The sequence below is a fragment of the Bradyrhizobium sp. USDA 4503 genome (assembly GCF_054055815.1).
Map to the genome: position 1 here is coordinate 3,665,916 of NZ_JBSRXS010000001.1, position 13,625 is coordinate 3,679,540.

The window sequence follows — 13,625 nt, forward strand, 5'->3', positions numbered from 1 at the left end:
CCGCCGCGGCGTATGGGTTCCTGCTTTCGCAGGGACGACAGCTGTGATGGTGCGGCAGAGCGCACACCGGCTACGCCGGCCTGAACCCCGCCTTCGTCAATGCAGCCCGGCCTTCATCCGACGCCAGCGCATCGAGAAAGGCCTGCACCGCGGGCCGGTGCTTGCGCGCCGTCACCAATGCGAAGTCATAATGCTCTTCGGCGAACGGTATGAAGCCGAGTCCCGACGCATCGGCGACGGGCGCGATGGTCATGCCCCAGTCGGCGCGGTGCTGCGCCACCGCGGCCGCAACCGCATTGTGCGAGCGCGGCTGATTCCAGTAACCGTCGGGCCGGCTGCCCGCCAGCAAGCGATCGATCAGGATGCGGGTGCCGGCGCCCTGGTTGCGGTTGACCATGATGCAGGCGGGATCGGCGAGCGCGGCGCGCACCGCCTGTTCTGCACTCAAGCCGGCAAAGCGCGTGTCGTCCTTGCGAAACACGATGCCCTGCATGCGCCGCCAGCCCGGCACCAGTTCGAGCCCGTCGGCCAGATACGGCGTGTTGTAGGTCTCGGTCTTGTCGTCGAACAAATGGATCGGGGCGAGATCGCATTCGCCGCGCTTGGCGGCAGCGAGCCCGCCGAGGCTGCCGACCGCGATCGAGCGCACCACGAGACCGGCATGCGCCAGCGGCGCGGTGACGAGATCGAGCCCGGTGCAATGGCTGCCGACGATGACGAGATCGGGCACCCGCACATGCGGCGTGAACAGCGTCACCTCGGCCTCGCTGCCGGCCGGCAACTGGTCGGCCAGCGCCTCGATCTTCAGGAAGCCGTCGGCCTGCGCGAACGAGGTGATCGCGCCCGAGCCCTTGCCGCCGGGATAGGCGATCAGGCCGTCGGCGCCCTCGACCAGCGACACCATCACGAACTCGGTACGCCCGAGCTCGGAGGCGATGCGCACCGGCACCTTCGCCGCCACCTTGGCATCCGATCGCGGCGGCAGCCCGGCCATCCGCCGCAGCACCGGCACGATCATGTCGTGGAAGGTGAACATCGCCGAGGTCGGAAAGCCCGGCAGGATGACCACCGGCTTGCCGTCGCACACCGCAAGGCACAGCGGCTTGCCGGGCTTCAGCGCCACGCCATGCGCGATGATGCCGGGCTTGCCGAGGCGAGCGATGATCCGGTGCGAGACGTCACCCGCGCCCTTAGAGGTGCCGCCTGACAGCACCAGCATGTCGCTGTCCGCCAGCGCCTTGCGCATCGCGGCCTCGAGCGTCGCCTCATTGTCGGCGATCGCGCCAAGGAACGACGCGTCACCGCCGTTCTCGGCAATCGCCGCGGTGACGATCGCACCATTGGTGTCGTAGATCGCGGCCGGCCGAAGCTTCTCACCCGGTTGCACCAGTTCGTCGCCGGTCGAGAGGATCGCGACGCGCGGACGGCGCGTCACCGCAACCTCGGCGATGCCACAGGCCGCGAGCATGCCGATCTCGCGCGACCCGATCATCGTTCCCGCGCGCAGCAGGGCCTCGCCGCGCGCGATGTCGGAGCCGGCATAGGACACGAACTGGCCGGGCGATGCCGCACGCCGCACCTCGATGGTGCCGTGGCCGGCGAGCTGGGTGTGCTCGACCATCACGATGGCATCAGCGCCGCGCGGTACCGGACCGCCGGTCGCGATCGCAGTTGCAGTACCCGGGAGCACCGGCAGGGTGGGCGCAGTCCCGCACGAAATCGTCTCGTCGTTCAGCGCGAGCTGCACCGGCGCGGCCTCGCCGGCGCGCACCAGATCGGCCGAGCGCACGGCAAAGCCGTCGACATTGGAGCGATCGAATGGCGGCACGTCGATCGGCGCCACCACGTCCTCCGCCAGCGCACGGCCGAGCGCATCGGCGAGCAGCCGTTTCTCGGACGGCAATTGGCGCGGGAACAGCGCCGCCTCGAAGCGCGCGAGCGCCTCCTCGCGCGACAGGATGGTCAGGAACTGGTCCTGCTCGACGGACGGGTTGGGTTTCGGCGTGAACGTGTTGCTCATCTCGGGAACTCACTCCCGCAACATATAGGCATCGACCACCGTGCCCGCACCAAAGCCCTCGGCATCGCCAGGCACGATCAGCAGGGCTTCGGCGCGCGCGACGGCATCGAGCGACAGGTCGCCGATGGCAAGTGCCGCCCAGGAATCCTCTTGAGTACCTTGCTCGCGTATCAGCAGCACGACCTCGGCAACGCCGACGCCGGAGGCGATCTTGCGTTCCAGCGGCAGCGCCAGTGTTTTGCGCGCGCGCCGGCCCGACAGGCGGTCGAGCAGGGGAAGCGCAATCGCCCACCAGGCCGCGAAAGCCTGATCCGGCGCGCCCGGCAAGGCGACGACCGGCGTTGTGTGGATACGGCCGACCGCTGCGGTGCGCCCCGGTTGCAGGGCAATGCCGTGCGCGATCAGTGCGCCACGCGTTGCCAGCGCATTCACCGCGGCATCGGTGTGACCAACGCCGGTGCCGCCGATCGTGACCATCAGATCGCAGCCGTCTGGTTCGAGTGCGTTTGCAATCGCCGCCACATCGGGTGCCGCCTCGATGCCGACGACCTCAGCGCCCGCGATGCGCGCGGTGTCAGCGATCAGTTGTGCGGTCAGCTCACCATTGGCGACGTTGACGATGCGAAGCCGCGGCCGTCGCACGCGCAACATCTGCAGTCCGGCCGCGCGCGCGAGCAGCAGGCCGCGCGGCAGCAGCGGCTCCCCTGCTGCGATCACGGTGCGCCCAACGGCGATGTCGCTGCCGGCACGCCTGACGCCCTGCCCCGGGATTGCTTCGGCGAGCACCTGCGCAAGCGGACCGGAGGTATCGACGGCATCGGCATCGACCACGCAGTCGGTGCCATCAGGCATCGCAGCGCCTGCCGCCACCCAGACCGGAGGTTCGGCCAGCGGCAACGGCGCATAGGACGACGCGCCGACCAGGTCATTGGCGCGCATCGCCCACCCGTCGCTGACCGCGACATCGCGCGGCGGATAGGCGCGCAAGGCCGGCATCTCGGCCGCAATGCAGCGCAAGGCGTCGGCCGGCGGCAACGCGATCGGCTGGACCGGCCCGACGTCGCGCAGCACGGCAGCCAGTGCCGCATCGAGCGGGGTGAGCGAAGGCGGAAGGCGCTGGGCGGTGACCATGGCCCGCTATGGACTGAATCGGCCCCGAAAGAAACTGTCTCTCGCCGCACCGGGGCTGCGTCATTAGACCGATGGCGCGTTGACGCGGTCCCCAATATAGTTGCAAAAGAAACCAATATGACCGGGTCCCCGAAGGCCCGGCACAACCAATAATGGCCAATGCGCCAATTCAGGAGGGAGACAGAATGAAGGCCACCAGACTAGCCATGTTCGGGACGCTCGCAGCCGCGCTGCTGGCCTCCCCGAGCGTATCGGCGCAGGTATCCGACGACATCGTCAAGATCGGCGTGCTGACCGACATGAACGGCCCCGCCTCGACGCCGACCGGCCAGGGCTCGGTCACCGCCGCGCAGATGGCCGTCGACGATTTCGGCGGCAAGGTGCTCGGCAAGCCAATCTCGGTGATCGTCGGCGATCACCAGCTCAAGCCGGATATCGGCGCGACCATCGCGCGACGCTGGTATGACGTCGATCAGGTCGACCTCATCGTCGACGTGCCGGTCTCGGCGGTCGGGCTCGCGGTGCAGAACATGGCCAACGAGAAGAAGAAGCTTTTCATCACGCATTCGACCGGCGCGACCGATTTCCACGGCAAGTTCTGCTCGCCCTACGCGATACAGTGGGTATTCGACACCAGGGCGCTCGCGGTCGGCACCGCGCAGGAGGTGGTGAAGCGCGGCGGCGACAGCTGGTTCTTCATCACCGACGATTATGCGTTCGGTCACTCGCTGGAGAAGGACGCCTCCGCGATCGTGACCAAGAACGGCGGCAAGGTGCTCGGCGCGGTGCGGCCGCCGTTTGCGACGCCCGATCTGTCGTCCTTCATCCTGCAGGCGCAGGCCTCGAAGGCCAAGATCATCGGCATTGCCGGCGGACCGCCCAACAACACCAACGAGATCAAGACCGCCGCCGAGTTCGGCGTCTTCGCTGGCGGGCAGCAGATGGCGGCGCTGCTGGCGCTGATCACCGACATCCACTCGATCGGGCTGTCGGCCGCGCAGGGCCTGCTGCTGACCACCTCGTTCTACTGGGACATGGACGACAAGACCCGCGAGTGGTCGAAGCGCTATTTCGCCAAGATGAACCGGATGCCGACGATGTGGCAGGCCGGCGTCTACTCCTCCGTGACCGCCTATCTGAACGCGATCAAGGATGCCGGCACCGACGATCCGCTCAAGGTCGCGGCCAAGATGCGCGAGAAGCCGGTCGAGGACTTCTTCGCCCGCAACGGCAAGCTGCGCGAGGACAATCTGATGGTGCACGACCTCTGGCTCGTGCAGGTCAAGACCCCGGCCGAGTCGAAATATCCGTGGGACTATTACAAGATCCTGGCCAAGATCTCGGGCGAGGACGCGTTCGGCCCGCCGGACCCGGCCTGCGCGATGGCGAAGAAATGACGACCGAAGGTCGTCATTCCGGGGCGATGCGTCAGCATCGAACCCGGAATCTCGAGATTCCGGGTTCGCGCTTCGCGCGCCCCGGAATGACCTCTGCATAGACGCGATAGCGCGTCCATGCAGAAGTCATTTCGCCGCCCCGATCTCGCGGAAATATCTGAGCACGCCGGGGTGGATCAGGTTGATATCAGGCGCGGCGGCGAGCGTGTTCGCCGCCGTGGTCTCGCACGCCTGGGCGAGCTTCGTGCAGAAGGTCGCTTCGATGCCGTGCAGCGTTTTCGCCAGCCGGTAGGCGACGTCGTCGGGCAAGGTCTCGCGCACCAGGATGTAGCTCCAGGAGCCGACCGAAGAGATTGCCGCGGTCTGCTTCGGATAGCTGCCGGCGGGGATCGTCAGCGGCTTGAGGAACGTGTGCTTGGCGCGGATGCGGGCGATCTCGTCCGCGGTCGGCGCGATGAAGCGCGCGCCGGTGGCGCTCTCGGCCATCTTGGTGAAGCCGGGCCAGCCGATGCCGGCGCCCCACAGTGCGGCGGCGCGGCCATCCTCAACCATCGCGGGCCCGTCGCCGGCGCGATCGAGATAGATCGACTTAAAGTCCTCGTCCTGCTTCAGCCCGATGCCGTCGAGGATGTAGCGCGACAGGATCGGCAGGCCGGAGCCCTTGGCGCCGAACGCGACGGGCTGGCCGACCAGGTCCTGGATAGTCTTGTAGGGACTGTCCGCGCGCACCACGAACATGCCCGGGCTCGAATACATCGCGGTGAGGATCTTCAGCTTCGTGGCCTTCGGCCGGCCGATGCCCATGAAGGCTTCATAGGACGGCTCGCCCGCCACGGTCGCGATATCGACGTTGCCGGCCTCGAGCAGCGGGATGTTCTCATTGGAGCCCTTGGTGTTGCGCGGCTCGATCGACAGCGTCGGGTCGGCCGCATTCATCACCTCGGCGAAGGCATTGCCATAGAGCGGAAAGCCGCCACCCGGCGTCGCCGTGGCGAAACTGATCGTGGTCTTGGAAATGGTCTTGCTCCCCTCTTGCGCCGCCGCCCCGTCCGCGAGCAGCAGCGCGCCGGCGCACATCATAACAGCGAATTTCATCCCGAGCCTCAAGCATTCCACACGAACCCGACTATCGTCGCACGGGCGACGTCGTAGGCAAAGCCAGCGTTTTGTGAAACCATGCCGGCAACAGTCACAAGAAAATGACGGGAGAGACGATGATCCAGTTCGCGCGTGTCGCCTTGCTTGGTTTGATTTGCTGCCTCGCCTCGATTGCCCCCTCATCCGCATCCGACTATCCGAACCGCCCGGTGCGCTGGGTGATCGGGTTTGCCGCCGGCGGTCCGGTCGACATCGTCGCCCGCATCATGAGCCAGTGGCTGTCGGATCATTTCGGCCAGCAATTCATCGTCGAGAATCGCACCGGATCGGGCGGCAACATCGCCGCCGCGGCCGCTATCAACTCGCCGGCTGACGGCTATACGCTGTTGTTCGTCGCGCCCAACAATGCGATCTCGACCTCGCTCTACAAGAAGCTGCCGTTCGACTTCCTGCGCGATACCACCCCGGTCGCGAGCATCATGCAGCTCACCAACATGCTGGTGGTCTCGAACGCGATGCCGGTGAAGACCGTCCAGGAGTTCATCGACTACTGCAAGGCCAATCCGGGCAAGATCTCCTATGCCTCTTCGGGCAACGGCACCTCGGTGCACATGTCGGCCGAGTTGTTCAAGGCGATGACCAAGTGCGACATGCTGCATGTGCCGTATCGGGGATCCGCGATCGCCTTCCCCGACATCATCTCCAACAAGGTGCAGCTGATCTTCGACAATCTGCCGTCGGCGCTGGAGCAGGCCCGCGGCGGCAACGTCCGCGCGCTCGGCGTCACCTCGCCGAAACGCTGGGCGAGCGTGCCCGACGTGCCGGCGATCGCCGAGACCGTGCCGGGATTCGAGGCGGTCGGCTTCTACGGCATCTCGGCGCCGAAGGGCACCCCGCCCGAGATCGTCGATGCGCTCAACAAGGCGGTCGGCGAAGCGCTGAAGGACCCCAAGCTCGTGGCGCGCCTCGCCGAGGTCGGCGGCATCCCGAAGCCGATGGCCCCGGCCGAATTCGGCAAGCTGGTGGCCGACGAGACCGAGAAATGGCGCAAAGTCGTCGAGTTTGCAGGCGTCTCAGTGGATTAGGGCGCCGGTCGCCAGGGAAACGGAGGGTCAGGCAGGATGGCTGCCGGCCGCTGTTCCAGTGATGCCAGCCGCGAGACGTGGCTGGCCCGGCGGCGATGGCAGGGACGTGGGGGCGGCATTGCCGAAACCGCAGTCAGCCTGTAAACGGAGCCCGCACCGTTGCCGGCCGCGCCCCGCGGCCCGCAAGGCGGCGGGGCCTGTAGCTCAATGGTTAGAGCCGGCCGCTCATAACGGTCTGGTTGCAGGTTCGAGTCCTGCCGGGCCCACCAGCAAATCAACTGTAAGTTCGTTATCGCAGCTTGCCGAGCCACAGCGCGGTGAGCGCCGAGCGATTACGCACGCCGAACTTGGCGTAGATCGACTTGACGTGGAAATGCGTGGTGTTCGGACTTTGGTCAAGCCTCTGCGCGATCTGCTTTTCCGTGTGCCCGTCGAGCAGTGCGAGCAACACCCTGCGTTCAGCAGGTGTCAGGGGTGCATTGGCGATGAGCAGGCCGTGGCTGAGCAGTTGCTGACGGTGAAACCATCTCAACCCGCGCATCACGAAGCCCAGACGCTGGCCGTCCTGTGCCGAGAAGCGAGGGGCCTCCGCATCGCGAAATACGAACAGGCGAATCCTCACGTCGTCATTGAGCGCTATGCGCACGGAAATGCTGTCGGCGAAGCCGACGTCCAAATAGTGCCGCCGATAGTGCTCGCCCTCGAACCATTCCGCCGGCAGCGCTTCGAACAGCAGGCGGACGCGGAACGGCTCATCTCCCGACATGGAAAGGATCTGAGACAGGTCGACGTCGCGGGACCAGAGCGTATCGAACTGCTTCTGCACGGATGCTGCCACCGCCGGTATCGGGTCCAGCACCCGGACGAGGCGCGGACGCCAACCGAGCAAGGGATCGGCCCGCTTCGGCGACGGCAATCGCACGACCACACCCCATAGCACATTGCGTGCCGACAACATGGTACGCAGTGCGGCTAGCAGATGTGTCAGTGCGGCGTCGCCGTCGCCGACGGAAAACTCGGCCAGCCGATCCCAGAGTGCATAGACATCTTGATTCTGCGGATTGGTGGAATCCGTGGATAGATACATGTCCCCCCCGAAACGAGTGCGCAGATCACCGACCTTCGAGCATAGGAGACACCGGACCACCTTTCTAGGTAGTTCCCAGACGCATCAACTGGCGAGATATTCAGTGCGGGTGTTGGGAAGACTGGCCTTCTCACCGTCACGATATTCGGAGATTAACGATGCGCACAGCAACGGGCGCGCGCCGGCTTGACACGCCCGACGACGACCGGACGGAGCGGCGGTGGCGTCTCGGCTTTTTCATCGCCGTATTATGCGCCGTTTTGATTGCACTCGCGGCCTTCAGGCAGGAGCAACCTGCTAAAGCGTTGATCCGCCCCACTGGCCCGCTGCCGGCGATCAACATTCCCTGATCGAGGCGCTGTTGGCGCACCATTTGCCTGGAGCCGAGATTTCATTTGCATTGGAAATTGTGGATCCAGACCGTTCACGATCGGGCATCTTTGCTCATGCTGATTTCGGTTTGCCTTGGGCCCTGCTTTGTCTGGGCATTCTGGAAGATCGAAGAAGCCCCCGTCGCCGAGAGCCGAATCGCGGGCTCGTGCGTGAAGCACGACGCTCGCTGACGCCCAGTCATTAGCCAACTCCTGGAGATCATCATGCGCGCCGCTGCAACTGCTGCGATTGCAAACGCTTTTGTCCGGGTATTCCCCGCATCGTCATTGCAGGCAAACGTCCTCAAGCAGACCGCGTTGTTCTGTGGAGCCGCCCTCTTGGTGTGGCTGCTGTCGATGACTTATGGGCTGGATCTTAGTGCCGGATTCTTCTAGCCGATCAGCATCTGATTTTGCGCTTGCTTCGGTATCCAAGCCCGTTGAGCCACATGTGCAGGGCTCGTCGCGCTCTTCAGGGTCAAGTTCATAGAAGGACGCGGAAATGCGCTGCTCGGACGTTTTGCTTTGCGGCTCGAAATCCTGGGTTGAAGCCGCCGGCTATCTCGCATCTCTTCTCGTCTTCGCCACGTTTTGCATGAGGACGATGCTCCAGCTCAGGATCACGGCCATCTTGAGCAATGTCGCGTTCATCGCATACGCGTTCTTCGACGGCTTGTATCCAATCCTCATCCTTCACTCGGTTCTGCTGCCTCTTAACGCCGTCCGAACAGTCCAAATGCTCCGCGTCAGGCGAATTGTGGAGCAAGCATCCAAGAGCGAATTCACAACCGAACCGCTATGCCCGTTCATGGTTGCAGGTTCGAGTCCTGCCGGGCCCAGCAATAAATCAATGGCTTGGCACTCACGATCGCCGAAGCCCTTGTCTCCTCCACGCAAAAAAGATGCCGCGCCCGAAGGACACGGCAAGTTTCAGGGAGGGTGAACCGGCAGACTTCCGGTGCATGCCTGAGACCCCGGCCCATCGTCGATCGGGGCGCAATCTGAAAATCAGCGGCCGCCCACCACGGCAGTCACCATTTCAATGCGGCCGTACGCACGGGATGATCCCAGAGCCCGGTGGTCTCGCTGTCGAGCAGGCTTACGGTGAGCGAGCAACCCGCCATGTCCAGCGATGTGACATAGCTGCCGACCAGCGAACGGGCGATGCGCAGGCCCCGCTCCTCGAGCATCCGGCGCGTCGCGTTGTACATCAGATAGAGCTCGATCGTCGGCGTGCCGCCGAAGCCGTTGACGAGCAGCAGGGCCTCGGAGCCCGCGGGCGCCGCGAGATCGCCGGCGATCGCTGCCGTCATCTCCGATGCGATCGCATCGGCCTCCGCAAGCTTGACGCGGCGGCGGCCCGGCTCGCCGTGAATGCCGACCCCCATCTCCATCTCGTCTTCGGCAAGTGCAAAGGTCGGCGTGCCCGCAGCCGGGACGGTGCAGCTGGTCAGCGCAACGCCCATCGAGCGCGTCTGTGCGTTGATGCGCTCGCCGAGCGCCACGCAGGTCTTGAGATCGGCGCCCTTCTCGGCCGCGGCGCCGACGATCTTCTCGACGATCAGGGTGCCGGCGACGCCGCGCCGCCCGGCGCTGTAGGTCGACTTCTCGACCGCGACATCGTCATCGGTCACGATGGTGGCGATGCGACCCTCGGCGATCTCGGCTGCCATCTCGAAGTTCATGCGGTCGCCGGCATAGTTCTTGACGATGAACAGGACGCCGGCATCGCCCGCGACCACCTGTGCGGCCTCGACGATCTGGTCCGGCGTCGGCGAAGTGAACACCTGGCCGGGACAGGCGGCATCCAGCATGCCGTAACCGACGAAGCCCGCATGCAGCGGCTCGTGCCCGCTGCCGCCGCCCGAGACCAGCGCAACTTTCTTCGAGTTCAGCTCGCGGCGGCGGACGAATTTGCGCTCGGCGCCCAGCACAACCAGATCGGCGTGCGCGGCCGCGAAACCGTCGAGGCTTTCGCCGAGCACGTTGTCGACCGAATTGATGAACTTCTTCATGGTGTCCTCCCCGCTTGGTCCGTTTGGCGTTTCTCGCCTATTTTTCCCGCATGATGTCAATCAGTCGCCGCGTGAACTCCTGGAGCAGCGTGTCAAGCTCGGCGTTGCGCTTGGTGCTGCCGAGGTCCGGCAGATGCAGCGTCAGCGTCCGCTCGTGCGAGCCTTCGCTCAACCGGCCGACGCGGCGCGGATGTGCGCGCGCATAGGCGCGAAGGAAGGCTGCCTTCGCCTGTGGCGGGAAGTGGCAGACATCGAAGATCGTGTTGAGATGCTGCACCGGGATCGGCACCGGATATGCGGGATTGCTGATCTGGCTGACGAAGCTGCGGTTCTTGCCCATGGCATGGGCCAGTCGAAGCCGCATGCCGGACGGGCGGCTCTCAAGGACTTCCTTGAAGATGCGCTTGTAGACCGCAACCGCGCCCGCTTCGGGCGCTTCATCGGCCGCCGTGTCAGCCAACGCTGCCTCCGCTGCTCAGCCGGTCAATGGTGTGCTTGATCTGCGCCAGCGCCGAGGCGTTCACGGACAATTCGCGCAGTCCGCAATTCAGCAGAGCGGGCAGGCAGCGCTGATCACCGGCCATGTCGCCGCAGAGGCTGACACTGATGCCGGCGCGGCGGCCGTGCTCCGCGGTTCGCGCGATCAGTTCGAGCACTGCGGGATGCAGAGGGTCCATCAAGGGGGCGAGAGCTCCGTTGGAACGATCGCAGGCCAGGACATATTGCGCGAGATCGTTCGAGCCGATCGAGAAGAAGGCGGCCTTGAAGCTAGATACCGCAAGGGCCGCCGCCGGGACTTCAACCATGATTCCCAGATCGGGAAGCATTGCGGCAATGCCGTCCGCCTGCAAGCGCTGCACGGCATCGGCGAACAGCTTCCGTCCCGCCTCGAGCTCGTCCGCCGAGGTGACCATCGGGAACATGACCTTGAGATTGCCGCGCACCGCGGCCCGCGCCAGCGCGCGGAGCTGGACCGCAAAGATCTCGGGCCGGGCCAGGCAAAGCCGCAAGCCGCGCACGCCGAGAAACGGATTGGCCTCGCCATCCAGCGTGAACCCGGGCACCGGCTTGTCGCCGCCCGCATCGAACGTGCGGATGGTGACGGGCCGCTGGCCAGCCCAGCGCAATATCGCGTCATAGGCCTGGAATTGGGTCTCCTCGTCCGGCACGCTCCGGCCGGCGAGCAGGAATTCAGTCCGCATCAGGCCGATGCCGTCGGCATATTGCGCGTCGGCATGCTCGAGATCCTCGACGCGCTGGATGTTGATGAAGAGCTTGATCCGCTCGCCGCGCCAGGAGGCTGTCGGCCGCCGCAGGATCGCTCGCGCGGATGCCCTGCTCTTGAGATGGTTGTCGCGCCGCTTCTCGAAAGTACGGACCTGTTCGGCATTGGGATCGAGCTCCAGCGTCGCGCCTTCGCCGTCGAGCAACGCCCTGGTGCCGATGTCTGGAATTGAACCGAGCTGCACCACCATCGGGATGCCGCGCGCGCGCGCCAGCATCGCAACATGGCTGGTCGGGCTGCCGCGCAACAGCGCCAGGCCGCCGCCGCCGGACCAGTCAATCTCGAGGAATCGCGATGGCGGCAGATCGTCGGCGCAGACCACGCCCCCGCTCGGGATCTTCAGCGGCTGCCCCTGGTCGCCGCGCAGAATGTGGACCACGCGGTCGCGCAAATCCGCAAGATCGGAGGAACGCGCTTTCAGATAGTCGTCCGGTGCGGAATTGTAGTCGGCGATGTGCGCGTCGAGCGTCGAACGCCATGCGACATCGGCCGGACGTCCCTCGCCGATCGACGCGAAGATCGCCTCGATCAGGTCCTCATCCTCCAGCAGCGCAACCTGGAATTCGAGAATCTGCGCAGCTTCGCCGCCGGCGCTGGCGGCAAGATCCGCGATCTGGCCACTCGCGACGTCGATCGCATTGCGCAAGGCCAGCGCCTCCTCGACCAACGTGCCGGCCACGCGCTCGCCGGCCGCGCCCGCATCGACACGGACAAACGGGCCATGGGCAAAGCCGATCGAGGCGGTCCTGCCGCGGTAGGCCAGACCTGCAGCGCCGCCCTGCATGCTATGGTGCTCCATCCGGAAAATCGCTTGCGATCAGATCGACCAGCGTCGCGACCGCGGCCTCGGCATCGCTACCGGAGGCCTTGATCTCGATCGTGCTGCCATGTGCCGCGCGCATTGCCATGATCTTGGCCACGCTCTTGGCATTGATCCATTCAGGCGCGCCCGCGACCCGCACCGAGATCTGAGCCTGGAACTTCTTGGCGAGCTTGGTCAGCTTGACCGCGGGGCGCGCGTGCATGCCAACCGCATGCACCAACCGCACACTGCCGGTGAAGATCTGTTCGTCCGCTTTATCAAGCATGCTCATCATCCATCATCGCTTCCCCGCCGGCTCAGTCGGCAGAGAGTTCCTCGGCCACGGCCCTGACCTGGGCCAGCGAGCTGCCGCCCGCAGCTTCGGTCGCCGCCATGACGGCGCCCTCGACGATCGGGGCGTTGCAGACGACAACGAGATCACGCCGCGCCGGCTCCAGCATTTCGACCGCCATTTCGCTGTTCGTCTCGGCGCCGCCGAGGTCGACAAGCACAGCAACACCTTTTGACGACCAGGCATCGTTGATGGCGTCGATGATCAGCGGCACGCTGGTGCCGAGACCACCATCGGGATTGCCGCCGCAGAAGGCGACCTTGACCTCGCTGCCGACCATCTGCCGCACCATGTCCGCGGTTCCCTTGGCGATATCCCGGGAATGCGAGACGATCACGATCCCTACGGTATCGGTCATTGCCGCGCCTCCAGGCCAGCGCACACAGCGTGCAGCAGAACGCAGCTCGATCGTGCCCCGGGATCGACATGACCGACGCTGCGCGCACCGAGGAACGACGCCCGGCCCTTGGTGGCTTGCATCGGCGCTGTGCGCTCAACCGCTTCAGCCGCGGTGATGCGCACCCGCTCGATCAGATCGGGCTGGCCGGCGCCCGCTTTCAGTGTCTCCAGCACCGGAACGAGCACATCGAGCATCGTCTTCTCGCCGGCCTGCGAGCGGCCGCGCGCGCTCACCGCGTCCACTCCGCTACCGAACACGTCGGCGAGATCGTCGGGCAGGTGTTTGTCTTGCGACAGCGCCTCGCCCGCGGCGAGAAAGAAACTGCCATAAAGCGGGCCGGAGGCGCCGCCGACCGTCATGACAAGGGTCTTGCCAATCGCCTTGAATGCCTCGTTGAGCGGCTGCGCCGAGATGGCATCGAGCTTGCCGAGCACGGCTTCGAAGCCGCGCTTCATGTTGGTCCCGTGGTCGCCGTCGCCGATCGCCTGGTCCAGGCTCGTGAGCTCCGGCGCGCTGGCGATGACCTGCTCGGCGGCCGCCTTGAGCAGCGACTTGAATGTCTCCGGTTGCACAGACATCTAT

The 13,625-nt window shown here is 65.5% G+C and carries 15 protein-coding genes and 1 tRNA gene; 5 read left to right on the forward strand and 11 right to left on the reverse strand.

Annotation, left to right across the window (positions count from 1 at the left end; genetic code table 11):
* Positions 1-70: 70 nt before the first annotated feature.
* Both ACVMIH_RS17840 and ACVMIH_RS17845 read right to left on the reverse strand, forming a co-directional pair.
* Positions 71-2,020 (reverse strand): molybdopterin biosynthesis protein, encoded by a 1,950-nt coding sequence (locus ACVMIH_RS17840; protein WP_456862705.1) that lies wholly within the window; start codon positions 2,018-2,020, stop codon positions 71-73.
* Between the two features lie 9 nt (positions 2,021-2,029).
* The gene (locus ACVMIH_RS17845) at positions 2,030-3,151 is read right to left on the reverse strand and encodes a molybdopterin-binding protein (protein ID WP_057014859.1); all 1,122 of its coding nucleotides are present in this window, start codon (positions 3,149-3,151) and stop codon (positions 2,030-2,032) included.
* A 185-nt stretch (positions 3,152-3,336) separates the two neighbouring features.
* Here ACVMIH_RS17845 and ACVMIH_RS17850 point away from each other — a divergent pair, with 185 nt between their 5' ends.
* Complete coding sequence (locus tag ACVMIH_RS17850; RefSeq protein WP_057014858.1) at positions 3,337-4,548, forward strand: ABC transporter substrate-binding protein; 1,212 nt, start codon at positions 3,337-3,339, stop codon at positions 4,546-4,548.
* 126 nt (positions 4,549-4,674) lie between these two features.
* Here the strand turns inward: ACVMIH_RS17850 and ACVMIH_RS17855 are convergent, their stop codons facing one another.
* A complete protein-coding gene (locus ACVMIH_RS17855; protein ID WP_057014857.1) occupies positions 4,675-5,643 on the reverse strand; it encodes a TAXI family TRAP transporter solute-binding subunit in 969 nt (322 codons plus the stop codon).
* Positions 5,644-5,762: 119 nt separating this feature from the next.
* Here ACVMIH_RS17855 and ACVMIH_RS17860 point away from each other — a divergent pair, with 119 nt between their 5' ends.
* Together ACVMIH_RS17860 and ACVMIH_RS17865 are read left to right on the forward strand one after the other, a co-directional pair.
* Positions 5,763-6,731, forward strand: a complete 969-nt coding sequence (locus ACVMIH_RS17860) for a Bug family tripartite tricarboxylate transporter substrate binding protein (protein WP_057015085.1) — start codon at positions 5,763-5,765, stop codon at positions 6,729-6,731.
* A 193-nt stretch (positions 6,732-6,924) separates the two neighbouring features.
* Positions 6,925-7,000, forward strand: a tRNA-Ile gene (locus ACVMIH_RS17865).
* A gap of 20 nt (positions 7,001-7,020) precedes the next feature.
* On the opposite strand, the gene ACVMIH_RS17870 is transcribed toward ACVMIH_RS17865, so the two are convergent.
* Entirely contained in the window at positions 7,021-7,818 is a 798-nt protein-coding gene (locus tag ACVMIH_RS17870) for a helix-turn-helix transcriptional regulator (protein ID WP_253638991.1), read from the reverse strand.
* A gap of 158 nt (positions 7,819-7,976) precedes the next feature.
* Between ACVMIH_RS17870 and ACVMIH_RS17875 the strand changes: the two genes are divergently transcribed.
* Together ACVMIH_RS17875 and ACVMIH_RS17880 are read left to right on the forward strand one after the other, a co-directional pair.
* On the forward strand, positions 7,977-8,168 hold the full coding sequence (locus tag ACVMIH_RS17875) for a hypothetical protein (RefSeq protein ID WP_057021008.1): 192 nt from the start codon (positions 7,977-7,979) through the stop codon (positions 8,166-8,168).
* Between the two features lie 246 nt (positions 8,169-8,414).
* Positions 8,415-8,585, forward strand: coding sequence for a hypothetical protein (locus tag ACVMIH_RS17880; RefSeq protein ID WP_156436579.1), 171 nt, complete (start codon positions 8,415-8,417; stop codon positions 8,583-8,585).
* An 88-nt stretch (positions 8,586-8,673) separates the two neighbouring features.
* Here ACVMIH_RS17880 and ACVMIH_RS17885 read toward each other — a convergent pair whose 3' ends face one another.
* From ACVMIH_RS17885 to dhaL, 7 genes are all read right to left on the reverse strand, one after another.
* The gene (locus ACVMIH_RS17885; protein WP_156436580.1) at positions 8,674-8,886 is read right to left on the reverse strand and encodes a hypothetical protein; all 213 of its coding nucleotides are present in this window, start codon (positions 8,884-8,886) and stop codon (positions 8,674-8,676) included.
* 334 nt (positions 8,887-9,220) lie between these two features.
* A complete protein-coding gene (dhaK, locus tag ACVMIH_RS17890; RefSeq protein WP_456862709.1) occupies positions 9,221-10,204 on the reverse strand; it encodes a dihydroxyacetone kinase subunit DhaK in 984 nt (327 codons plus the stop codon).
* Between the two features lie 37 nt (positions 10,205-10,241).
* Positions 10,242-10,664 carry a hypothetical protein gene (locus ACVMIH_RS17895; protein WP_057021010.1) on the reverse strand — a complete coding sequence of 141 codons (423 nt, stop codon included), beginning with the start codon at positions 10,662-10,664 and terminating at the stop codon, positions 10,242-10,244.
* Entirely contained in the window at positions 10,657-12,288 is a 1,632-nt protein-coding gene (gene ptsP, locus ACVMIH_RS17900) for a phosphoenolpyruvate--protein phosphotransferase (protein ID WP_456862712.1), read from the reverse strand. Before ptsP ends, ACVMIH_RS17895 begins: the two co-directional genes overlap by 8 nt.
* Positions 12,275-12,577 (reverse strand): HPr family phosphocarrier protein, encoded by a 303-nt coding sequence (locus tag ACVMIH_RS17905; protein ID WP_233475452.1) that lies wholly within the window; start codon positions 12,575-12,577, stop codon positions 12,275-12,277. Before ACVMIH_RS17905 ends, ptsP begins: the two co-directional genes overlap by 14 nt.
* 31 nt (positions 12,578-12,608) lie before the next feature.
* On the reverse strand, positions 12,609-13,001 hold the full coding sequence (gene dhaM / locus ACVMIH_RS17910) for a dihydroxyacetone kinase phosphoryl donor subunit DhaM (protein WP_028163196.1): 393 nt from the start codon (positions 12,999-13,001) through the stop codon (positions 12,609-12,611).
* A complete protein-coding gene (gene dhaL, locus ACVMIH_RS17915; RefSeq protein WP_456862715.1) occupies positions 12,998-13,621 on the reverse strand; it encodes a dihydroxyacetone kinase subunit DhaL in 624 nt (207 codons plus the stop codon). Before dhaL ends, dhaM begins: the two co-directional genes overlap by 4 nt.
* Between the last annotated feature and the right edge of the window lie 4 nt (positions 13,622-13,625).